This window comes from Photobacterium sp. Alg240-V54 (assembly GCF_900537155.1).
In the GTDB taxonomy this organism is placed as follows: Bacteria; Pseudomonadota; Gammaproteobacteria; order Enterobacterales; family Vibrionaceae; genus Photobacterium.
In genome coordinates this window covers 1-23,615 of sequence record NZ_UNRL01000003.1, presented here as the reverse complement: position 1 = coordinate 23,615, position 23,615 = coordinate 1, and the positions used below count along the sequence as shown (strand labels likewise).

Sequence of the window (23,615 nt, the reverse complement as noted above, 5' to 3'; positions counted from 1 at the left end):
GATTTTTCACCAAAAGTGTAAACTTTTCATTACGAATTATAATTTTGGGATCTAATAATACGTTTTTTTTATTAGGTGAGAGGTTGGTGTTGTTTTATTTTCTAGTGATTAGAATGGTTGCAGGTATTTGTTGATGTTATGGGATAAAGCGTTAACCGTTGCTAAAAAGGCAAGTGAAGCACACGTATTACTGCCAATTTCGACTATGAACTCAGTTGTATCTGAGCAGGGCGTTGATTTTTTTATTAAGGTTATGAATGACAATATTAATAAAAAGATACAGCAAGGACAGACACAGCCTAACCCATTTTTGCCTTATGAAGAGCGAATGTTTGTTGATACAGTGGGTGACGAACATGTGTGTTTATTAAATAAATATCCAGTCAGTGAACCACATTTACTGATTTGTAGTAAAGGGTTTGTGAACCAGTCGTCTTTACTTGACCTACGAGATTTTTCAGCTTGGATCCAAGGTGTTAGTTATCAAAACGTATTAGGTTTTTTTAATTCAGCAGCAGAAGCTGGAGCAAGTCAGCCTCATCGACATATGCAATTGATGAAAACGATGGTGCCATTAGAAAGTTTGATTCTGTCAGGTCAGTTACCCTTTAGGCATAAATTATTTACTTTTGATCGGATTAATAGTGAAAAAGCATATTTTTGCTATTTGGCTGCAATGCATGATTTGGGCTTGACGCCTAAAAATGCCAGTTTAAATATCAATGAACCGATCGAGTGTTTACCATACAATATTTTATTAACTCAAAATTGGATGTTGGTGATCCCTCGACGCACTAATCATATTGGTGACGTTTTTGCTAATGCATTAAATTATTCAGGCTGTTTTTTAGTAAAAGATCAACAACAGCATGATTGGTTAATTGATTATGGATGCTTACGGTTACTTACCGAATGTGTCGCACCATAAACAAAACAATAAATAGGAGTATTTTTACTCCTTTATTGTAGGATTTGGCATTCGTATAACGGTTAAATAGCGTTTTGGATAACCACTTTGATAATAACTCGTTTCAGTGACGCCAAAATGCTTTTTAGATGATGAGCTATGAATAAATTTAACCAACCCTGGTTTTATTTCAGTGATAATCCCCGCATGGCCTGGCCTTCTAATTTTTAAATTAGTCCCTGTAAAAACAATCAGATCACCAACTTTTGCATCTTTTAATGATATTGAATGCTTAAACAATTGTGTGTATGCCGCAGTCGTTCGTGGAATAGATATATTAAAATGGTTATAAACATATTTAATAAATCCTGAGCAATCAAACCCGCTTGGTGATGTTCCTCCCCAAACATAAGGTATACCTATGTTTTTTCTCGCATAATTAATCATTTTTTGTTGTGCTATCGTTTCTTTATGCGGTTGTTGGCCAACATTACTATTTAAGGTTTTGAATGTGCTAGCGTGTTGTGGTGATGCATTAACCTTGGTTACACAAGCCATGAGAAGTAATAGTGATAATGGTAAAATATGCTTCAATGATAGATTGATATTCATTATGGTTTATTCTTTCTTATGTGAAGAGGTGGGGAGATAAGAACAGGTTATACTTGTCATGCAATAGATACAAAAAAACAATGTATTTTTTGATTGTTATCAATTAACAATTTTATTATGCAGATAGTCTATACTTTTTGCTAGTTCATATCAGTTTTTTATTGTTTAATAGAGCCTATATAGGTTTTAGTTAGTTATTATTATTAGCTCTAATATGTCATACAAAATATTTTGGGGTTTTATTAAAATAATGTTCAATAATTTATTAAATAATATTCATTTTTCTTTTTTGTTATTCATTTTATTATTTTCTCAATCAGTACTGGCATCAGAAACATTAACAATTTGGTCGTCTCATCAAAATCATGAATTTTTAGCAGCAATGTCGAATAAATTTCAGGAAAAGCATGATGTTAAAATCTCAATTGAACAATTGGATCCATCTGAAATAAAAGCTGAAATTATTTTAAGTGCACAAGATAATGTTTTTCCAGATTTAGTCGTTATACCCTCTGATTTTTTAGGTCTTCATAAGATGATGAACCTATGGCCGATCCCTGATAATTGGTATAAAGAAAAACTGAATCATATGGTTAGCTCAACAGTAAAAACAAAATCAGAATGTTGGGGAGTGCCTCTTATTCAGGGCAATTTTTTATTATTGTATTACAATAAAAAATATGTGACGCATCCAGCGACAGATTTTGACGATATTCTTTTGCAAAAAAATGCCTTTTTAGCAAAAAGTATAATGCCAATTGGTTGGAATTATAATGATATGTATTATTTGATGCCATTTTTAACAGCCTTTAATGGTAAACCGATTGAAGATGGGAAAATTACGCTAAATACTCCGGCAATGGTTAAAACATTAAAATATTATCGTTTTTTAGCACAACAGGGCATTGTTAATCCAGAGTGTGATTACCGTTGTTCTCAAGACGATTTTGTCGAAGGAAAGAGTGCTTATGCCATCAATGGAGATTGGGCATACCGTGATTTAAAGAATATGCTAGGTGATGATTTAGGTGTAGCGGTATTACCTAAGATTAATGGACATAGGATGCACCCTATGGCCAGTACATTTGTGTTAGCGATTCCAATGTATGAGCGTCATTCAAAACAAAAACAACAGCTGATTAAAGCGTTCTCTGAGTTTGTTCAGCAACCAAGTAGTCAACAATTAGTGTATGAAAAAACTGACCTATTACCTATATCTATGGCTTATTATAAACAACTTAAACAAAATGCGACTGGAGATCATAAGATCCTGTTTCGTCAGATGGCATTAACAACGCCAATGTCTTCATCGCTAAATATGTCTATTGCATGGCAAGCGATGGCTATTGGGTTCCAACGTTATCAAGCGGGCGCTACTGCGGAATACTCAGCACAACATATGCAAAAAATGGCAATAGAGCAGATGAATCAGTTGGACGATAATTGATGAAGTTACGGTTAAAATCATCGTTAGCATTATTAATGCTAATTATTTCAGTTGTACCTGCCGCGATTGTCGGTGGATTGCTTTTAAAACAACAGTCAGATGTTGAAGCAAATTATCGTATTGATATGTTAGATCGACTTGCTAGCACTATTGAACAAGAATTTTATTATCGTTTTTCATTGCTATCAACAAGTTTAGATGTGTTATCACGTGATAGGTTATTTGTACAAGCAATAAACAATTATTTTCTTGCTGGACATGTTATTAATTCATTGGGAACATTAGTAAAAAATACGCCATTAACTAAAGCGGCTTATTTAATTGATGACCAATGGAATGAAATTGAAAGTTATAATGGTATTCCTGGGTTAAACTCATTTTCAAAATTAAAAAAGGAACTTAATCATAGGTTGTCAATAAAAGGAAAAAAACGATTAAAACAATGGGTTTTTTATTATAACGGCGAGAAACTAATGCCGGAAAAATATAATCCAACACGTCGAGGTGTTGTTATTGGTGTACCTATTTTTCGCTCTATGACTGATGAATTAAAGCATTTACCATTAGGTTATTTGATTCTTGTTGTACCAATAGAAAATATTAAAAAAGTATTAAAACCATATTTAAAAGATGGCGAGAGAGTAATATTTAAAAATAATCGAACTGGTGATATGAAAAATATGGCTGATATGAGTAATATTATAATATCGCAAAGTGATATCGCTGAAAACACACCGACAATACAGAAAACAATAAAAATCAAATTAGAGAACAAATATATATCAGAACCGATTGAATATACAATGGTGGTTTATATGGATAAATATATAAGTAAAAATCCATATATTAACTCATTGAAATATATTTCTTTATTTGGTTCGGTGATTATTATATTGGCATTTTTTAGTGCTGGAATGACATACCGTTGGATTGCTAGACCACTAGGGGGATTAATGGCGACTGTACGTGCTTATTCTCAAGGTGAATACCAACGCTCAAATCGTGATCTTCGTTTTGCAGAATTTTTCATGGTTGATAAACTTATTCGTAATATGGCGAAAACTATTCAAGCACAAGTTTCTGATTTAGCAATAAAGAATGCAGAGTTAAATGTAGCTTATAAAGAAAAAGAACAAGCGAACTTACAATTAGTCGATTTTAATGATGAATTAGAAAGAAAAGTTGAAGAGAAGACATTGGCATTAAGTTTTTCTTTAATGAGAGAAGAAAATCGACGTTCAATGTTGCAGTCGCTATTATCATTTAGTCATGATTTGCAAGCAGCTAATAATATTATTGAAGTTGTAATGACTCAAGTTGTTGCTTTATATCCTACCGCAGGGTGGGCAATGAAAGCCTATAGGTATAATAATGGGTCATGGGCATGTGAGAATATTGATAGGGATTGTTTAAAAAAGAATAATATTCAACCTAACTCTCATTATAGTGATTATTATTGCTTACCTAATGGGGATGAATATTTACACTGTTTTAAGATAAAAAACAGCCATAATGAAGTCGTTGGTATGATTGTTATGCAATATGAAAAGCTTCAGCGTGATGACTTTGAGGTTATTTCATTATTTATTCGCCAGTTATCTACTGAATTAGAAGGCCGTTTACTTAATAGTGAATTAGCACGTATAGCAATAACGGATTCATTGACAGGGATTGCAAATAGAAAAGCATTTGATCATGATCTAGAAGAACATATCCAGCTATCTCATCGTTATCCTGAGCGTCGATTTGGATTGTTTATGTTAGATGTGAATGGACTAAAGCGAGCAAATGATAATTATGGCCATAATATGGGCGATGCTTTATTAATTCAAACCAGTAAGCTTTTGGTTGAGGCATGCCGAGTAACAGATAAGGTTTATCGTTTAGGCGGGGATGAATTTGCCATTATTCTTGAAGCTGGTGATGATGATAGTTGTGCTATTTTATGGCAGCGATTAGAAACTGTTCGCGAAAACTGCAATTATGCGACTTTACCCGGTGGTCAAAGTGTCGAAATACATTTTGCAATGGGGTATGCGAGTAGCGAACATTATTCGACTGACCAACTTTGTTCTATTGCGGATAAAGCGATGTATAAAGATAAAAGAAAATTTTACAAACAGCGTGGTATTCAACGCTAGCAATATAACCACTGCACTATAGGATTGAGTTGCAGTGGTTTTTATAGATCAGGGTTATTTATGATTAGAAAAATTATCACCCTTCGCTAAGCGGTCATATAAAATCACATTGACTGCCGCCGCTAAATTCATACTGCCTTTGGTTGGAACATAAATTGTTTCACGACAAAAATCAGTGATATCTTTTTTTAATGTACCGTCTTCAGGACCAAAAATATAAAAAGCCCGTTTCGGATGCTTATATTCAGGTAATGGCTTTGCATCATCAATCAGATCGACGGCAACGGGCACACAACCGACAGGAATGATCGCTTTTAGATCTTCAACACCAATTAAAGGAATATCAAGTGCTGCATTTTTGGTGTCAGTGCAAAATTGTGCTGCATGATCATAGCGAGTGCCAGTATAAAAGACAGAGTTAACACCATAACAGCCCGCTGCACGCATAACAGATCCGACATTTTCAGGTGTTTTGGGGTTAAAAAGGCCTACGCAAGCGTATCCCTGACTTTTTTTGCTCATATTTGTATCTACTTTTGAAATTTAGGCAGAATTTTATACCTAGGAGTGATATTTTTACCATCGGTATAATGAATTAGGAGAGAATAAAACAGGAACTCATGCCCCTGTTTTGTTATTAGGAAAATTATTTACCGCAGCATTTTTTGTATTTGTTACCGCTACCACATGAGCAAGGATCATTTCGATTAGGTGTTTTATCAAATACTGTAGTGACGGGCTTGTTTAATGTTGCAGTCAGCTCGGTAATATCTTCTTCTGCATTAGCATCTACAGTAATTGTTGCAAATAGTTGCTCAGTTGCTAGTTGTGCTTCTAATTGCTGTTGACGTTCTTCTGTGGTCACAATCAATGTGAGTGGATTGGTTTCCGTGCCAAGCTTATTCTCGCGCTTTGTGTTGTAGCCACAGCTGCTGTGCTTTGGTTTTTTTTCGATGCGGCCTTTAAAGAAAAATTTAGACATGGGATAACCTGTTTGCTATGGAATATTAGTGCCGTCATTGTTGAATGAGTGCACTTTATAACGAAAAAGCCACCAAAATAAAGGTGGCTGAAATTGCGGGCATAATAACCGCCATTGTGTTGCTTATCAAGCGTTGAGCAGATACTAACATATAAAAATAAGTAGCCAATATGCTTAAAAATATAGCAAGCGAGGTTTGATTTGTGGTTTGTATTCAAGTAATCGATTGCATTGGACGGATTTTATATTCACACTAAAGTCATATTAATCGACACTATAAAATGATAGTAAATGGTTAAAAGGGATAATTTGATGAAAAAACCTATTGGACTAATAGGTTTTTTCGTCTAGCACCGAGGTCAATAATTGTTAACATACACAGTATAAAGAAGAGTAAACAGTAGCAAATTGTCTGATATGTTATTGTATTAGCGATAAATGCCATAGATTATATGTAGTCATCGACTGAAATGAGACTTAAGGTATAACAAAAATTTTTAATTTTTATCACGAAATAATAGATACCAAATTGAAAATTACGGCATAATAACGCCCGTTATACCAAGCAATTGATTGCTGTACCAGATCGAATGATCTGTAAATAAATGGGAACATTACATGGTTAAACCAGAAAATAACGCAATTGTGATTTTTGGTGCGTCAGGCGATTTGACTCATCGTAAATTAATTCCTGCGTTCTATCACTTATACGCGAATGGTTTATTGCCAGAAGATTTCGCAATTTTAGGTGTTAGTCGTACGGCATATAGCGATCAGGACTTTCGTGACAAACTTCGCTCTGCATTAGAAGAAAATGAAAAAACAGACGCAGCGACATTAACGAAGTTTTGTCAGCATTTATATTACCAAGCATTAAACACTTCTGACGCTGAAGAATACGCAGTATTAAAGCAGCGCTTAGACATATTTAAAGATACCCATCATACTCGTGGTAATGCAGTCTTTTATCTTGCGACACCGCCAAGCCTTTATGGTGTTATTCCTGAATGTCTTGCAGCTCATGGTCTTAACGATGAAGCTGACGGTTGGAAAAATCTGATCGTTGAAAAGCCATTTGGTTATGATCTTGAATCTGCAATTGCGTTAGATAAGCAAATCCACGCATGCTTCCAAGAGCATCAAATCTATCGTATTGACCATTACTTAGGCAAAGAAACAGTACAAAACTTATTAGTTTTCCGTTTTGCTAACGGTATGTTTGAACCATTGTGGAACCGTAACTTCATCGATTATGTAGAAATTACAGCATCTGAAGCATTAGGTGTTGAAGATCGAGGCGGTTATTACGATGGTGCAGGTGCTGTACGTGATATGTTCCAAAACCATTTATTGCAAGTATTAGCAATGGTAGGTATGGAATCACCTGCTGCAATCAATGCTGATTCTATTCGCGATGAAGTGGTTAAAGTGATGCAAAGCTTTAAACCTTTATCTGATGATGATTTACATAAAAACTTAGTCTTAGGTCAATATACTGAGTCTGACGTTCGTGGTAAACATCTTCCTGGATATCGTCAAGAACACGGTGTTAATGACGAATCACGTACTGAAACATACGTTGGTATGAAGATGTTTATCGAAAACTGGCGTTGGAACGGTGTACCGTTTTATGTCCGTACTGGTAAACGTTTACCAACCCGTGTTACAGAGGTTGTGATTCACTTTAAAAAGACGCCACATCCAGTGTTTGGTGCTAATGCTCCAGAGAACAAATTAATCATTCGTATTCAACCGGATGAAGGTATTTTAATGAGCTTCGGCCTTAAAAAACCAGGTGCAGGTTTTGAATCTCAAGAAGTGTCAATGGATTTCCATTACGACAACATTGAGTCGCTTAATATGCTTACCGCTTACGAACGTTTGCTGCTTGACTGTATGAAGCAAGATGCGACCTTGTTTGCGCGTACTGATGCAGTAAAAGCCTGCTGGAAGTTTGTTCAGCCAATTCTTGACTACAAAGAACAACCAGAGCATTTATTTGGTTATGCGGCAGGAACGTGGGGACCTAAAGAAGCTGATGAATTACTATCAAATGATGGTCGTCAATGGCGCTTCCCATGTAAAAACTTGGCCAATACAGATTATTGTGAGTTATAAGCATGATTAATTATAAAGTGTTTGCGACTCCGCATGATGTTGTTGTTTCTCTAGCTGAAACACTGCAAGCGATGAGCCTGCAAGATCATGCCGCACATATTTCATTATCAGGGGGAAGTACCCCTAAATTATTGTTTAAAGTATTAGCGCAAGCGCCTTTTGCTGACAATATTCAATGGAATAAGCTTCACTTCTGGTGGGGTGATGAGCGTTGTGTTGCTCCAACAGATGCTGAAAGTAATTTTGGTGAAGCTAACGAGCTATTGTTTAAGCATATTAGTATTCCTGCCGAAAATATTCATCGTATTCGTGGTGAAGCTGAGGTTGAAGCTGAATGCGCGCGTTTTGCAGCAGAAATGGATGCGGTGATCCCGCATAAAAATGGCTTGCCTGCATTTGATTGGATTTTATTAGGCATGGGTGGCGATGGTCATACTGCGTCTTTATTTCCACATCAAACCAATTTTGATGATCCTGCACTAGCAGTGATTGCGACTCAACCACAAAGTGGTCAACAGCGTATTTCAAAAACAGCACGTTTACTTGAAAATGCTGATCGTATTACTTACTTGGTGTTGGGTGAAAGTAAGGCCGACGTCTTACAACAAATAAATAGTACACCGGCGGAAGAGCTTGTTTATCCGGCGGCAAAAATTAAAGCCTCTCATGGCGAAACAGAATGGTATTTAGATGCAGCAGCAGCAAAACTGCTAGCACAAGGAGAATAATATGAAAGGCGATATCGGTGTAATTGGTTTAGCAGTTATGGGTCAAAACTTGATCCTTAATATGAATGACCATGGCTTTAAAGTTGTTGCGTTTAACCGTACTGTTTCTAAAGTAGAAGAGTTTCTAGAAGGTGCTGCAAAAGGCACTAACATTATTGGCGCAACGTCTCTTGAAGATCTTGTTGCTAAGCTAGAAGCACCACGTAAAGTGATGTTAATGGTACGCGCTGGTGATGTTGTTGATGCATTTATTGACCAACTAGTTCCGTTACTAGACAAAGGCGATATCATCATTGATGGTGGTAACTCAAACTACCCAGATACTAACCGTCGTGTTGCTGAGCTTGAAGCAAAAGGTATTTTATATGTAGGTTCTGGTGTTTCTGGTGGTGAAGAAGGTGCACGTTTTGGTCCTTCAATTATGCCTGGTGGTTCTGAAGCTGCATGGCCTGCAATCAAACCAATTTTCCAAGCAATCTCAGCAAAAACAGCTGCTGGTGAGCCTTGTTGTGATTGGGTAGGTAAAGATGGTGCTGGCCACTTCGTTAAAATGGTTCACAATGGCATCGAATACGGTGACATGCAGTTAATCAGCGAAGCATACCACTTTATGAAATCTGGTCTTGAGCTTTCTCATGACGAGATGCAAGCGATTTTCCAAGAGTGGAATAAAACTGAGTTAGATAGCTACTTAGTTGAAATTACGGCTGAAATTCTTGGTTATAAAGATGAAGATGGTCAACCACTAGTTGAGAAGATTCTAGATACTGCTGGTCAAAAAGGTACTGGTAAGTGGACAGGTATTAACGCACTTGATTTAGGTATTCCACTAACGCTAATTACAGAAGCTGTATTTGCGCGTTGTGTATCTTCAATGAAAGATCAACGTGTTGCAGCTGAAAGCCTATTTGGTAAAACAATTGCTAAGGTTGATGGTGATAAGCAAGTATGGGTTGACGCATTACGTCAAGCACTACTTGCATCTAAGATCATTTCTTACGCGCAAGGCTTTATGCTAATTCGTGAAGCTTCAGAAGAGTTTAACTGGGATCTAAACTACGGCAACGTAGCGCTAATGTGGCGTGGTGGTTGTATCATTCGTAGTGCATTCCTAGGTAATATTCGTGATGCGTACGAAGCTAACCCAGAAATCAAATTCTTAGGTTCAGATACATACTTCAAAGATATTCTATTAAGCAGCATGCCAGCATGGCGTAAAGTCGCATCAAAAGCGATGGAAATTGGCCTACCAATGCCAACCATGACATCAGCATTAACATTCCTTGATGGCTACACAACGGCAAGCCTTCCAGCGAATATGATCCAAGCGCAGCGTGATTACTTCGGTGCTCACACTTACGAGCGTGTTGATCAGCCTCGTGGTCAATTCTTCCATACTAATTGGACTGGTACTGGTGGCGACACTGCTTCTACTACTTACGACGTTTAATATATAAACGCAGTAAGCATACTAAGCCACCGTTCGCGGTGGCTTTTTTATGGGTTTTATAAGGCAAATAATCGGCATTTAACTTGCCATACGTTGGCAATATAATAATGCCCTTAGCTCCATATTTTCGGCTTCAAGCGCCACTATTTGCTTGTGTGCTTCTGTACGCATATCTTCATTTGTTTTGCGTGTTTTTTCAAAAATATCGCTAAGTGCACTAAATAACTCTTCGCCAGCAAGTCGCATCTCTTGACCACTGATTTCAATATTATAAGAACGTAATAAATCACGCGCATAAGTGGTTAGATCACCTTTTGCTCGACCTATTTGTTTGTCAATTAATGGGCAAGTATGGGGATAAGAAAAACCTGACATAGTATGTACCTTTCAAATCAAATATCTATAAAATAAAACTGTTATAAACCTCCATGCTTATAAGTTAATTTTCGCTCACAGATGACAACTGATCAATATGTGCATAATAAGTTTGACAAAAAATAAGCAAATGTCTCTTTTTTGATACACTTATTCCACAATAATGTTGCTGGTGAGGGTTTAATTTATGCTGATGATTGCAAATCACAATGATTTGTTGGCGTAAAAAAGCCCTCGTATCAATGAAGAGTACGAGGGCTTAAATATCACACTAAGATCACGAGATTAACTTACTTCTATTGGGCCACCAAAGGCTGTTACTGGGGGTAACTCGCCTGTGAATTTCTCAATGCTTACTAAGCAGGTTTGGGCACTGGTAGCCTGAGCTAATTCTGAGGTTGGAATATCCATGGTTAATGTGTTTGGATCGCCATAGGTATCAAGCGAACCTATTTTTTCATTTAATGGACCATACCATGCACCTTCTTCGATACGCACCACACCTTGTGGATAGCTATCTGTAACTACAGCGCCAGCAAGTAATTGACCACGATCATTAAATACTCTTACCACATCGCCGTCTTTAATGCCTTTAGTTGCAGCATCTTTGGGGTTTATGTAGACCGGCTCACGACCTTGAACGGTATAAGTCGCTCGGAATTCATCTGATTCACACATTTGTGAGTGCAAACGCTTATCGGGGTGACAAGATTGCATCCAGAATGAGTGTTTATCAGAACCAGGCCCGCCATGAGATCGTTCTGTCTTTTCAAACCACATCGGGTGTTCTTGACAGTGTTCGTATTTGTAACGACCAATCTTACGGCTGGTGATTTCAATAAAGCCTGACGGTGTCCCCAGAGCATTGATTTCAGGATCTTGACGGAAATCCGCATGGCGAACCCAAGGTTTACCAGTACCGAAATCAAGGAATCCTTGTTGCCAGAATACATCAAATTCAGGCATATCGAATTTGCCTGCATTAGCTTTACGGCAATCGTTATACAGCATTTTAACCCATTGCATTTCATCCATACCACGGGTGTATTCTTTGTTTTTACCAAAGCGACGTGATAATTCAGTGAAAATATCAAAGTCAGTTTTTGATTGGTATAACGGATCTACCAATTTTTGCATCGCAATTAAACCGCGACCACTGTATGAGCCCATAACGTCAATGTCGTTACGTTCAAACTGAGTACATGCAGGTAATACGATATCAGAGAAGCGACAAGTTGCTGTCCATGCAAAATCAATCGTTACCACAGTTTGTAATTTTTGGAACGCTTGCTTCATGCGGTTACGATCTTGGTGGTGATGCCAAGGGTTGTTACCACTTATCACCATCATTTTGTAATCTGGAAGAATGACTTTAGAGCCGTTGTACTTAATCTCTTTGCCGGGTTCTAAAATACAGTCAACGAAGCGTGCAACAGGGATAGTACGACTGTAACCGTTAAAGTCATTGTTATCCCATTTAGGTTTTTGACCTTCATCGACGTTACGTGGAAAGCCGCCTGGTGCTGCAAAACCTGTTGATGGAACGCCAATACCAGAGTAGTGGTGACCATAAGATATACCGCCGCCAGGCAAACCAATTTGGCCAACCATCGCCGCAATAACCGCACCCATCCAGTAAGGTTGTTCGCCGTGTTCTTGACGTTGAATACACCAACCAAATAGAATTTGAGTACGCTCTTTAACTAGCATACGAGCAAACTCACGAATTTGATCAGCGGGAACGCCACAAATTTCTGCAGCCCATTCTGGTGTTTTTTCAACCTTGTCTTTGGTTTCGCCTGTTACGTAACCAATGAACTCATCAAAGCCCAAGCAATACATCTTGATGAATTCTTTATCATAAAGATTCTCAGTGTAAAGCGTGTGCGCTACGCCCAACATAAACGGCACATCAGTTTGTGGGTGAATGTATAGATGGGTGTTTTCTAAGTAACGTTGAGTCTTGTTTTTAACCGGATCAACTGAAATAACATTGATCTCACCTTTTGCCACTTTTTCTTTAAGCTGCGCAAGGTAAGGGTAGGACTCGTGAGTTTCACAGTTCCAACCGACCTGAAGGTTTTTAACCGGATCGTTAGCCCATAAAATAATGTTCTTACTGTTGTCTAAAATTTCAGACCATGATGTACCTTGAGCATACACTTCGGTCGAACCTAGCACGTAAGGCATGATGGTTTGACCCGCACCTGTTGAATAGTCGCCAACTTTGGTGATGTAGTTACCATGCATACCCACAGCACGTTGCATATGACTAGTACAGCTATGGAATTGACCGGTTTGGCGCCAGCCAGTTTGACCTGCGTGTAGCGCCCATGGACCATAGTCTTTTTGAATACGTTCAAGCTCACGATAGAACAGATCTAAGGCTTCATCCCATGTTACACGGACAAAGCGATTGTTGCCGCGAGTTTCGCCGCTGAACTTGTGCTTTTTAAGCCAGTCTAGACGCACCATAGGATAACGAACACGTGATGGATTATAGATAATTCCTTTAATGCCTTTTAGCATTTCGGTTGGGTTTTTATCTATTTCAATCGCTTCAATTTGTTGTACTTTCCCGGCATAGATCTGAGCGCGGAAAGCCCCCCAATGAGAACCAGAATAACGCCACGTGCCTTGACCAATTTGATCGTCTGCAAACACTTTTGATGATGCGAGTAGGCTTGGGCCGATAACAGTCGCTGCAGTTGTTGTCGCAAGACCTTTAAGAAAACTTCTTCTTGATACAGACATAGTATTTACTCCATCAACGCTTAGTGTTGGCCATTAGAAAAATCAGAAGAATGTTTCTGTAGATACTTCAACACAATCGCTTCACTATCACGGTCAAAGTTTACAAATGCCAACATACCGTTAAACATGCCTGGCCATGTATTGGCATCAAAATGGCCTTCAGCTGGTTGTGTGTGACAAACAGAACAGTTAGTGGTGTAAGCTGTTTTTGCTTGCGCCCATACCGGTGTGATGTCATTGACTAATGAATCTTTAGGCATCCACACTTTTGCTGTTACACGTTGCCAAGGAAGACCGGTTAAGTCATCGACTTTCTCTTCATATTTATCAACGACTTTGTCGTTTTGTGCTGATTCTTTAAGCAGAGAGGCCACAGGAATATTCATTCCAAAGTCTTCCTGAATTACACGACCATAGCCTTTATCTTTACGCCAACCAGCAATCTCAACTTCAATGGCATCATCGGTTTCATCTATGACTTTTACACCAGAAGCTGGGTTTAGAATACCGGCTTCAACTTTCATAGCCTTGTCTTCATAAACGGGTAAGAAACGGACACTGTAAATTTGTTCACCTTTGCTGTAGTCAGTACCGTGTGACAGTTGTACTAACTCTGAAATCATGCCCCCGCTGGTGTCCATATCTTTGGGTAAGTGGTGAGCAATACCTTTATGGCAATCAACACAGCTTTGATCACGCTCGGCGGCATTTTTCATTTGTACGCGAGCAACAGGTGACATTTTTTCAAAGTCCATGCCTTTATAATCGTGACAATCACGACATTCCTGTGAGCCATTGGCTTTAAATCGTTCCCATTCATGCTGAGCGAGCACGATACGACGATCTTCAAACTTTTCAGGGGTATCGATAAAGCCTGCAAAGTGAGCAAATACTTCTTTGCTTGCTTGAATCTTACGAGAAATTTTATCAGTCCAATCATGGGGTACATGACAATCAGGACATGTAGCTCTAACACCTGAGCGATTTTTGTCATGAATAGTATTAACGTATTCAGGCACAACATTGTCAGCATGACAACTGACACAGAACTCTTCAGTATTGGTTTTTTCAAGTGCAGTATTAAACCCGCCCCAGAAAATAATACCTGCAACAAAACCACCGAGAGCGAGGACTCCGAGGCTAATATGAACACTTGGGCGTGATAGGGTTAGCCAAGCTCTTTTCAAAAATGCTTTCATTATTGTTTCTCTTTATATGATGCTTGCAGCGTAAAGTAGGAAATCAACCACCGTGACCGGGAGGACCAAAGACAAACAATTGCAACATCCATACGGTGAAGCCATAACCACCAACGAAAATGACGCTTAAAATAGGGAAAAGAAAAATGGTAATAAAAAGGAACATTTTCCATTCGCGGCTGCGTGTTTTCTTGGCAGTAGGATCAGTAATACTGCTCATAAAACCTCCTGAGATTGTTAAATGTAAAAAATGAGTTCTTATAAATATTTATATCAATTCTAATTGCAATGTGATCATAAAGTAGACTGCTGTATTTATTCAATTAATAAATGCATTATTTTACGGATAAAATGGTATTTTTTTGACATTAACAGTAATTGTTAATGGTAAAAGTGGTTATGTGAAAGTTAGTGAAATAGTAAGTGTGATTGTTTGTTTTTTTTGCAGGGTTTCGTGGTTGTTGGTGTTGTGATCTTGTTGGGTTTTTCGATGTAAATGTTGATGTTTGGTTGGTTTTTTTGTGCGATTTTTCTTGGTTGTTATGGTTGTGTGGGTTGGGTTATTTGATGGTGGGATAGTGTAAATAAAAAAGCATGTTAAACAATAATGGTAAGGGAAATATGAATAGAATATTAGTATTAGAACAAGAGAGCTATGGCGCACATGTGGCATAGCCCCCTACAAAAATATTAATCAATAAGCTGATATTGATGACGTAAAATATCAATGATTTCGGCTTTAGGATCTTGGCTTAAGACAATTGCTTTACCGGTAATTTTTTCTGCAATACTGGTATATATTGTAGAAATTTGCATTAATACTTCTTGAGGCAATGCATTATTTTTCGCTAATGCAAAGCGTTCAGGCATCCGTTCTTTATTTAATAAAATATCAGGATCAGGGAAATAATTTAATAACACTTGGCGAAAATCTTCTTTTGAGTTTTCAACAATCTGCCCATCACGATAGGCTGCGCCATCCCAAATACGTGATGAATCTGGTGTGCCGACTTCATCCATGTAAATTAGTTTTTCGTCACCATTGGTGTCTGTAACATAACCAAACTCAAATTTAGTATCGACAAAAATTTGGTCTAAATTAGCTAATTGGTCACTAATGACATTAAAGCCATCAGCTAAGAGTTTTTCGTAGACATTAATATCATCAGGGTGGCGAAAATTAAAAGCTTGGTAATTATCGATTAAGTCTTTTCGAGTGATATTAACATCATCAGCTTCAGGAACATTTGGAATGCCTTTGAGAATACCTTTGGTTGATGGCGTCATCAGTAGTTGAGGAAGTTTTTGATCCTTTGCTAGACCTTCTGGTAGCTCTATCCCACAAAAATGACGTTCACCATTGCTGTATGCTCGCCACATAGAACCGGTGATGTATTGACGACAAATTGCTTCAACCATTACAGGCTTCGCTTTTTGTACTATCCAAACAAATGGATGAGGAATATCGAGAATATGACTATCAGCTAAGTTATTATCTTTAAATAGTTTAAACCAATGGTTTGAAATTGCATTGAGTGCAGCCCCTTTACCAGGAACACCTTTTAAACCACCTTCACCATGCCAAATACAATCAAATGCAGAAATTCGATCACTGATGATCATTATTGCTAAAGGAGCATCAGGTTGAACGTTATAGCCTTTTTGTTGAATAAGACGACGGCTATCTGCTTCTGTTAACCAATAAACGGAGCGTACTTTCCCACTATGGACGGGTTTATCGGTACGGATGGGAAGGTCGTCATTGACGGCAAGAACTTGATTTGCAAGGCTCATGGTGAAATTCCTATTTCAAAACGATGGCATCGAAATACAGAGTGCTTAAGGCAATATGTCGCTTAATCACTCATCTTATTGGGCATAATACTAGGTTCATTGTTGGACTACCAGCAAAAAAGCAAACGATTGCCTTGAGTGCCGTATCATAATAAAACGTAAGTACAATAGTGAAGTATTGTACTTAACATGATGAGGAATGAGTTGATTAAGAGAAGTTAAAATCGTTGATAAAAGGCATGTAAATCACGGGGTGTAATATAAAACATATGCAATAGCCACTGTTTTGTGTCTTCAATATTGAACCAGACTGGAGTAAATTGGAAATGGCTCCAATTGGTGATGACGTGTAATGCGCCGTCATAACTAGGAGCGATATTAAATAAAATTACAATCGCAATAACTTGAGCTAGGCTGATAAACGGTTTGGTAAAAGCAAACGGTTTAAGTGCTGTACCAAATGATGACTTTAGGCGTTTATTTGACAGATCAACGCTGTATATTTCATCTAATGCTAAATGAACTATACCACCAAGTAGCACAAACCCACCTGCTAACCAGCTGTCGGTTGCCGTGTGACCAAGCAAGACACATATATGTACACAACATAGAGCAATAAGGGTGACAAATGCGATGGAATGGCATGCACCTCGATGTACCGTGCAGCGATCAAATACTGTTTTGCCAAAATAACGAATCGTAATAAATAGTGATACAACGTAAAGAATCAGTTCTAGCATTGCGACTTGGGTGTAAATATGGCTGACAAGTATAAAACAGCAAAACCCCGCTAACAGCGTGAACAAGGCTTTCATTGAGGTTGAATGGTCTGAATCTATGTCAGGTAAAAGCCCACCAATGGTGCCAAAAAAGGTCATCCATAGTGCAATACTAGGGCTAATATGGTCTGCAGATAAAAGCGTGGTTGCTGTTAAACCACTAACAATTGCTGCAACCGTGAAATGGGTTGAGAAATTTGCCAAGAAAAATGAATTCCAACTGGATACATATACAGGTATTTATCACTGTTGGTTATCATTATTCAACATTTATCACACTTTTGGTGTAATAAATGAAATTGACTGGATAAAAAAGAGCCATTTTCACCGTTATTGTCGATATATAATGGAAGAGTAAAGAGAGAGCAAAGTGCACGATTAAAAGTTCAGCGATAGTCGTATTGTCGATTATTAACAATACGACTGATAACGATCAATATTAGCCAGTAATTAATGCTGAAATGATACCAATTACGCCACCAAACACACCGCCCCAAATCACTAGCCATCCAAGGTGTTCACTGATCATTTTTTGAACCATATCTTTAACCATTTTAGGGGTAAGTTCATTGAGACGTTGATCAATAATATCTTCGATAGTCCCTTCAATATCACCTAACGATTCTGGTTGGCTAAGTTGTTCTTTGAGTGCTTGTTTAAAGTTATCTTGTTGGCTGATATCGGTAACTGATTGTTGCATTTTTTCAATAAACGGTTCGCGTAATGGTTCCATCGCTTCCGTTCCTCCCATCATGGTGATCATAGCGCCAAATGATGAGTCCATAATCACATTCAATAATGAATCAAACGTTGGAGCAAAGTCGATCTTTTGAATGATAGGTTGCATGTCTAATTGTGCAGGTCCAACATTACTTTGTTTTAAAAAGCGGCTGATATTTTGTTGAGTAAAAAACTGCTCCATCATTAATGCTTTGATTGCTGCTTTAAAGGCTTCAAAACGGGCAGGAATAACGCCTGATCCATATAGACCGGGAACTTTTTCAAACAGCATATAAATAGCAAGCCAGTTGGTTAATGCACCTGAAAAGGCAAATAAACCACAGTAAAGAATAATGTGGTTGTTAGTAATATAACCAATGAATAACAGTAATAGCGAAAGGGCGTTGGTCATGAAACTTTTGTTTTTTAACATGTGGTAATTCTTAGTCGTTGTAACACCGAGAGATACGGTCATTGGGTCAGGAAATAGCATGTTGCCATTTATAATTAGCCAAATTCTAACAGATAGAAATAGACCTACGCTACATTTGTGTTTGCTGATGCTAATGGCGGCTTTACGATTTAAACTTCAGATAGCAATTGTTATACTCGCTCGCTATGCATTTATTGTCTACTGAGTATTGTTAATGACCCGTTTTACAGCTGAACAAACTGCTTTTATTTATCATCAGTCAGGTAATGCGCTATGTGTAGCGGGTGCTGGAACGGGGAAAACAACCACATTAGTCGGTGTTGTTGAGCATAAATTACAGACGATAGCAGCTGAAAATATGCTGGTGTTGATGTTCAACCGCGATATTCGAACCGACTTTAAAACCAAGTTAGCTCAAATACCGTTAGCTGAACGGGTACCTGTGCATACTTTTCACAGCTTTTGTTTTCAATTATTGAGACAATCTGGGTATTTAGCGGCGACGGGTTACCAAATTGACTTTAATAATGGTGATAGTGATAAAACCATTGCTAAACTGATATTGCGACAAATGGCAGCTCAAGAAAAATCGTATCAAAAACAGCAGCAGTTTAAAGATCCACGTACCATTGAATTACTGATGAGCTTTATTGGACTGGTAAAAGCACATATGTTACCTCCAAAAGAAGTGTTTGAACTGTCTGAAATTAGCAGTGAATATAAATTTATTATTGAAGCTTTTTGGAATTTTGAGACGGTCCGCAAAGAGCGTAAGCAATTATTTTTTGATGATTGGCTGGTTGAAACAATCCAGTTATTAAATAATGATCCCGCGTTACAGAAACATTACCATCAGCAAATTCAATTTATGATGGTTGATGAGTTCCAAGATATAAATACCGCTCAATATCAGCTATTAAAATTATTGTTGTCGCCACAAGCCCAATTAGTTGCTGTTGGCGATGTTGATCAATGTATTTATAAATGGCGCGGCAGTGCACCTCAATTTATGCTTAATTTCGAACAAGATTTTGCGCCTGCAACTACTTATAGTTTGTCACACACTTTTCGCTTTGGGCATAGTTTAGCGTTAGCCGCTAGCCATTTGATTGCCAATAATAAACAGCGTTTTCATGACTTTCAAACTATTGCTCATGAGTCCGTTGCTGATACGACGGTTGATGTTATCGGAACTGCGCGTCAAGTGGGAGAAATTGCGCAATCAGTCGCTGATTTCATTGCGCAGGGTGGCCAACCAGCAGAAGTGGCTATTTTAGTCCGGCGCTGGTCGCAAGCAATGCTATTTGAACTTGCTTTTTTAACCAAGAAAATACCTTACCACATGCCGATTGGTTCAGTGCTAACTCATAGCCGTGAAGTTAAATTACTAATGGATATTATGGTATTGGCAACTGGACGCTTTTTGACGTTAGCCAATAATGAGCAAGCAAATTTGTTGTTTAACTTATTATCATTCCCACATTGTTATGTGCCGAATAAAAGCTTACGCCCTTTGTGTGAGGCTCTAGCGCACCGACCAAGCTCTGAATGGTTGGCTGTCATAAAACAAACCCAAAAAATTCAACCAACATTAAATCTAGAAACGTTTACAGATAGGATTGAGTTATTGCTAATGCTACAGCGGAAAGGCAATTTTAAAGCATTAGCTGTTTACAGGCAGTATCGGCGTGACAGTGAATTAGATACTTGGATTTGGAAAACTGAAGCAACAGCGACGGAAATTGAAGAGGCGGTTGAGCGCTTAGACAGTGTTGAAACTGTGCTTGAATCGATGGATCAAAACTGTGAAAAAGCATTGCAGTATTTTGAATATTATACTCAACAATCAGCGGCTGAAAATCAGACTCAAAATAATAACAGTGTTCAATTAACCACGATATTTAGAGCTAAAGGCTGTGAGTATACGCAGGTTCATTTACCTTATTGGGATAAAGATGCTTTTCCTTATGTAAACCGGTCTGCATTGGGCATTTCTGCCGATACTGAAGAAGAACGTCGACTTGCCTATGTGGCAATAACACGCGCAAAACAGAGTGCGAAAATTTATTATACAGTCGAAAATACTAAAAAAGATCAGTATGTGCGTAAGGATAAAAATGCCAGTCAATTTATCATTGAATCAAAGGCTGATGTAGCGCAAGAGATTGGTCCGGTATTATATCAAGAGGGTGAATTACCATATCATAAATCAGCTGTAGTACAGGGATATTATCGCCGATTAGCACGTTTTGATGACATGCAGTTACCGCCTAAAGCGGTTTCTATTTCGTTACCAGAGCCAAATGCGACCGGGGAAAGTGTATATAGCTATGAGTGGGCGTTACAACAGCCTATGCCTGAGAATGCTGACAAGTTGGTTCGTAGTTTGGTACAAAAACCAATGAAGTATTTGGAAGTAGAAGTATCACGTATTGTGCGTGAATTAAATCAAGCGGGCACGGCTAAGAAAAAGGTACTACTTAATCGTCTTATTGTGGTAGCGCGTGCCAAGGCGCGTAAATATAATTAACACCTATAGATGATTGCTAGCACGGTTGGCGCGAGACTCACGTTGACCTAAATTTTGTTGCATAGCAAACTCAAGTCGTTCACGAAGTTGACGAGATTTAGTTTCGGCACTTTTAAATCCGAACGACTGTAATAATTTTTTGACCATAATTAAAACCTATTAATTTATAGATAAGGCAATCCACAACACCAAAACTACTGGGGAAGTCGTTGCCTTAAATTATTAGAGAATTAACATCGTCCTTGAGCTTCCAATGGCTCCATTATATCGCCTGTTGAGTAAACAGTACTGTTATTGATATAAAGGATGTTAAAAAATTTAATGACAACAATTGGTTTAAGTAACCAATTGTTGTCATTATGTGTAAATTCTATGGCAGGGTTAAATGAGAGTCAAAGCAATATTTGGTCATTACTTAATAACACGATAACATGCTAAAAAAGACCTAGATCACACTTTTGTTGACTGGTTTTGCCATTTATCGACAACTAACGCGGCGATTAGATCTCCCTCAACATTGACGGCTGTACGGAAAGTATCCAGTGGACGTTCAATAATGAGCAATATCGCAATAGCTTCAAGCGGAATACCGACGGCAAGTAATACAAGTTGCATTCCTGACATGGATCCTGATGGCATACCTGGCGCACCGATAGATGACACCATTGCCATAATAAAAATCATAATTAGGCCTGATGTTCCCAGCTCAATGCCATAGAGTTGAGCCAGAAAAATAGCAGCGACCCCTTCAAATAATGCCGTACCATCCATATTCATAATAGAGCCAAGAGGCAAGACCATACTGCTGGTGGGTTGCGATATATTTAAATCTTCTTGGGCTGTTTGTAATGACAGTGGCAGTGTCGCAGAGCTTGATGATGTTGCAAATGCCATAGCCATTGGCGCTGATAATGCGCGAAATAATGTTGAATATTTAATACCGGTAAATATTTTAGCAAGCAGAGGTAATACAATTCCGCCATGTACTAATGTCAATGAAAACACTAATAAAGCAAACAGTGCCAATTCACCAAAAATACTATTGCCACTTTGAGCGGTAAATTGAAACACAATCGCAAATACAGCTAACGGCGCTAATTTTATTACCGTAGAGACAACACGATTTATAGCAATGTTAAGTCCTGAAATAAGTTCAAAAACAGCATGCTTAGGCGGTAAGCTAGCTAATAATGCAATACCAAGTAATAAGGCAAAAACAACAATCGCTAATAAGTTTGTGGTTGCGAGCGCTTGAAAAGGATTAACCAAGGCCATGTTAAATAACTTTTCTGCAATAGCACCACCAGAAGAAGAGCTATTATCAATCAATTGAACATTACTACCGACAGTGACTTCTGCTGTATCAATTAAATGTGGCCATTTAGGAAGCGCCAGTGATACCCCTAAACCTAAACTAATTGCAAGTGTTGATGTTAAGCTATAAAAGGCAATTGTTTTATAACCTAATGTTTTTAAACGTGATGTTGAGCCAATGCTAGTAATACCTTGTAATAAGGATAATAGAACCACAACCCCAACCAGCATTTTGAGTAAGCCGATATAAGTTGTTTTGGTTAGCATTAACAATTTAAATGCAGTTGACTGCTCAAAACCAGCATGCAATGGCAATAAAGAAGCAATACTCCATGCTAATAGAGCTGCAATCATTAATTGAAAAGGTAACGATTTGAATAGACGACGGTTCATGAAAAAGGTCTCTGTTCGGTGTTCGTTTCGTAACGAGAATATAAAAAGAAGAACTTGGAATACTAAAGGCTTATTAATAATTAGAGTGCCTAATCCAAGAAATGTAATAAATATTATTATGTATATAAATAAAAACGCTCTGACAGTGATGCCAGAGCGTGGCAAATGCCATTCTCAATTAACGATGATTTAGATGTGTATCCAAATAAGGTATAAGTGAAATTATATATAGTATCGTTAATGAGTTAATTGCTAATCCATTAGCGTATGGTATTGAACAAGTGAAAATAAAAATAATTCTCAACGTATATTGCTATACGTTGAGAATAGCGCCGTTTAAGGCTGATAATTACTTATCGAAGTGAATAACCGTACGGATACTCTTACCTTCGTGCAATAGGTCAAATGACTTGTTGATGTCGTCTAGGCCCATGTTGAATGAGATGAAGTCATCAAGTTGGAATTCACCTGCCATGTAACGGTCAACGATACCTGGAAGCTCTGAACGACCTTTAACGCCACCGAATGCAGAACCACGCCATACACGACCAGTCACTAGTTGGAATGGACGGGTAGAGATCTCTTGACCTGCACCAGCTACACCAATGATAACTGACTCGCCCCAACCTTTGTGACAACACTCAAGTGCTGAACGCATAACATTAACGTTACCGATACACTCAAAAGAGTAATCTACGCCGCCATCAGTTAATTCAACAATCACTTCTTGAATTGGCTTGTCGTAGTTCATTGGGTTAATGCAATCTGTTGCACCTAGCTTACGAGCAAGGTCGAATTTGCTTTCGTTGATATCAATCGCAATGATACGGCTTGCTTTAGCCATAGTACCACCGATGATAGCAGCAAGACCGATACCGCCTAGACCAAAGACAGCAATAGTATTGCCTTCTTCAACTTTCGCAGTGTTAAGTACTGCAC

At 38.1% G+C, this 23,615-nt stretch carries 20 protein-coding genes; 7 read left to right on the top strand and 13 right to left on the bottom strand.

The window, feature by feature from the left end; genetic code table 11:
* Positions 1-133: 133 nt before the first annotated feature.
* On the top strand, positions 134-928 hold the full coding sequence (locus G6R09_RS09265) for a phosphorylase (RefSeq protein ID WP_065167834.1): 795 nt from the start codon (positions 134-136) through the stop codon (positions 926-928).
* Positions 929-952: 24 nt separating this feature from the next.
* On the opposite strand, the gene G6R09_RS09260 is transcribed toward G6R09_RS09265, so the two are convergent.
* The gene (locus G6R09_RS09260) at positions 953-1,519 is read right to left on the bottom strand and encodes a C40 family peptidase (protein ID WP_163921943.1); all 567 of its coding nucleotides are present in this window, start codon (positions 1,517-1,519) and stop codon (positions 953-955) included.
* A gap of 250 nt (positions 1,520-1,769) precedes the next feature.
* On the opposite strand from G6R09_RS09260, the gene G6R09_RS09255 reads away from it, so the two are divergent.
* Both G6R09_RS09255 and G6R09_RS09250 read left to right on the top strand, forming a co-directional pair.
* Positions 1,770-2,966 carry an extracellular solute-binding protein gene (locus tag G6R09_RS09255; protein WP_163921940.1) on the top strand — a complete coding sequence of 399 codons (1,197 nt, stop codon included), beginning with the start codon at positions 1,770-1,772 and terminating at the stop codon, positions 2,964-2,966.
* Positions 2,966-5,107 carry a GGDEF domain-containing protein gene (locus tag G6R09_RS09250; RefSeq protein WP_240345723.1) on the top strand — a complete coding sequence of 714 codons (2,142 nt, stop codon included), beginning with the start codon at positions 2,966-2,968 and terminating at the stop codon, positions 5,105-5,107. The genes G6R09_RS09255 and G6R09_RS09250 overlap by 1 nt, the downstream gene beginning before the upstream one ends.
* 54 nt (positions 5,108-5,161) lie before the next feature.
* Here G6R09_RS09250 and G6R09_RS09245 read toward each other — a convergent pair whose 3' ends face one another.
* The gene (locus G6R09_RS09245) at positions 5,162-5,629 is read right to left on the bottom strand and encodes an RNA methyltransferase (RefSeq protein ID WP_065167836.1); all 468 of its coding nucleotides are present in this window, start codon (positions 5,627-5,629) and stop codon (positions 5,162-5,164) included.
* 124 nt (positions 5,630-5,753) lie between these two features.
* Positions 5,754-6,089: a PBPRA1643 family SWIM/SEC-C metal-binding motif protein gene (locus G6R09_RS09240; RefSeq protein ID WP_065167837.1), complete on the bottom strand. Its 336-nt coding sequence runs from the start codon at positions 6,087-6,089 to the stop codon at positions 5,754-5,756.
* Positions 6,090-6,707: 618 nt separating this feature from the next.
* On the opposite strand from G6R09_RS09240, the gene zwf reads away from it, so the two are divergent.
* The 3 genes from zwf to gnd are packed head-to-tail and all read left to right on the top strand — an operon-like array spanning position 6,708 to position 10,385.
* A complete protein-coding gene (gene zwf / locus G6R09_RS09235) occupies positions 6,708-8,207 on the top strand; it encodes a glucose-6-phosphate dehydrogenase (RefSeq protein WP_065167838.1) in 1,500 nt (499 codons plus the stop codon).
* A gap of 2 nt (positions 8,208-8,209) precedes the next feature.
* The gene (pgl, locus tag G6R09_RS09230; RefSeq protein ID WP_065167839.1) at positions 8,210-8,935 is read left to right on the top strand and encodes a 6-phosphogluconolactonase; all 726 of its coding nucleotides are present in this window, start codon (positions 8,210-8,212) and stop codon (positions 8,933-8,935) included.
* A 1-nt stretch (position 8,936) separates the two neighbouring features.
* Positions 8,937-10,385 carry a decarboxylating NADP(+)-dependent phosphogluconate dehydrogenase gene (gnd, locus tag G6R09_RS09225; protein WP_065167840.1) on the top strand — a complete coding sequence of 483 codons (1,449 nt, stop codon included), beginning with the start codon at positions 8,937-8,939 and terminating at the stop codon, positions 10,383-10,385.
* A 78-nt stretch (positions 10,386-10,463) separates the two neighbouring features.
* Here the strand turns inward: gnd and G6R09_RS09220 are convergent, their stop codons facing one another.
* The 7 genes from G6R09_RS09220 to G6R09_RS09190 all read right to left on the bottom strand — a co-directional run bounded on the left by G6R09_RS09220 (position 10,464) and on the right by G6R09_RS09190 (position 18,439).
* Positions 10,464-10,760 (bottom strand): hypothetical protein, encoded by a 297-nt coding sequence (locus G6R09_RS09220; protein WP_065167841.1) that lies wholly within the window; start codon positions 10,758-10,760, stop codon positions 10,464-10,466.
* Positions 10,761-11,045: 285 nt separating this feature from the next.
* Positions 11,046-13,514, bottom strand: coding sequence for a trimethylamine-N-oxide reductase TorA (gene torA, locus G6R09_RS09215; protein ID WP_065167842.1), 2,469 nt, complete (start codon positions 13,512-13,514; stop codon positions 11,046-11,048).
* A gap of 20 nt (positions 13,515-13,534) precedes the next feature.
* On the bottom strand, positions 13,535-14,713 hold the full coding sequence (torC, locus tag G6R09_RS09210; protein WP_163921936.1) for a pentaheme c-type cytochrome TorC: 1,179 nt from the start codon (positions 14,711-14,713) through the stop codon (positions 13,535-13,537).
* 43 nt (positions 14,714-14,756) lie between these two features.
* Positions 14,757-14,933, bottom strand: a complete 177-nt coding sequence (gene torE, locus G6R09_RS09205) for a trimethylamine N-oxide reductase system protein TorE (RefSeq protein ID WP_036794120.1) — start codon at positions 14,931-14,933, stop codon at positions 14,757-14,759.
* Between the two features lie 470 nt (positions 14,934-15,403).
* On the bottom strand, positions 15,404-16,507 hold the full coding sequence (locus G6R09_RS09200; RefSeq protein WP_163921933.1) for a phosphoribosylaminoimidazolesuccinocarboxamide synthase: 1,104 nt from the start codon (positions 16,505-16,507) through the stop codon (positions 15,404-15,406).
* A 218-nt stretch (positions 16,508-16,725) separates the two neighbouring features.
* Positions 16,726-17,490: a metal-dependent hydrolase gene (locus G6R09_RS09195; RefSeq protein ID WP_163921931.1), complete on the bottom strand. Its 765-nt coding sequence runs from the start codon at positions 17,488-17,490 to the stop codon at positions 16,726-16,728.
* Positions 17,491-17,725: 235 nt separating this feature from the next.
* Positions 17,726-18,439, bottom strand: coding sequence for a DUF445 family protein (locus tag G6R09_RS09190; protein WP_065167846.1), 714 nt, complete (start codon positions 18,437-18,439; stop codon positions 17,726-17,728).
* A gap of 214 nt (positions 18,440-18,653) precedes the next feature.
* Here G6R09_RS09190 and G6R09_RS09185 point away from each other — a divergent pair, with 214 nt between their 5' ends.
* On the top strand, positions 18,654-20,969 hold the full coding sequence (locus G6R09_RS09185; RefSeq protein WP_163921928.1) for an ATP-dependent helicase: 2,316 nt from the start codon (positions 18,654-18,656) through the stop codon (positions 20,967-20,969).
* 3 nt (positions 20,970-20,972) lie between these two features.
* Here the strand turns inward: G6R09_RS09185 and G6R09_RS19860 are convergent, their stop codons facing one another.
* From G6R09_RS19860 to G6R09_RS09175, 3 genes are all read right to left on the bottom strand, one after another.
* Positions 20,973-21,116 (bottom strand): hypothetical protein, encoded by a 144-nt coding sequence (locus G6R09_RS19860; RefSeq protein ID WP_181315014.1) that lies wholly within the window; start codon positions 21,114-21,116, stop codon positions 20,973-20,975.
* A gap of 303 nt (positions 21,117-21,419) precedes the next feature.
* On the bottom strand, positions 21,420-22,676 hold the full coding sequence (locus tag G6R09_RS09180; protein WP_065167848.1) for a dicarboxylate/amino acid:cation symporter: 1,257 nt from the start codon (positions 22,674-22,676) through the stop codon (positions 21,420-21,422).
* A 349-nt stretch (positions 22,677-23,025) separates the two neighbouring features.
* On the bottom strand, positions 23,026-23,615 hold a 590-nt coding region (locus tag G6R09_RS09175; RefSeq protein ID WP_163921925.1), incomplete at its 5' end, for a zinc-binding dehydrogenase.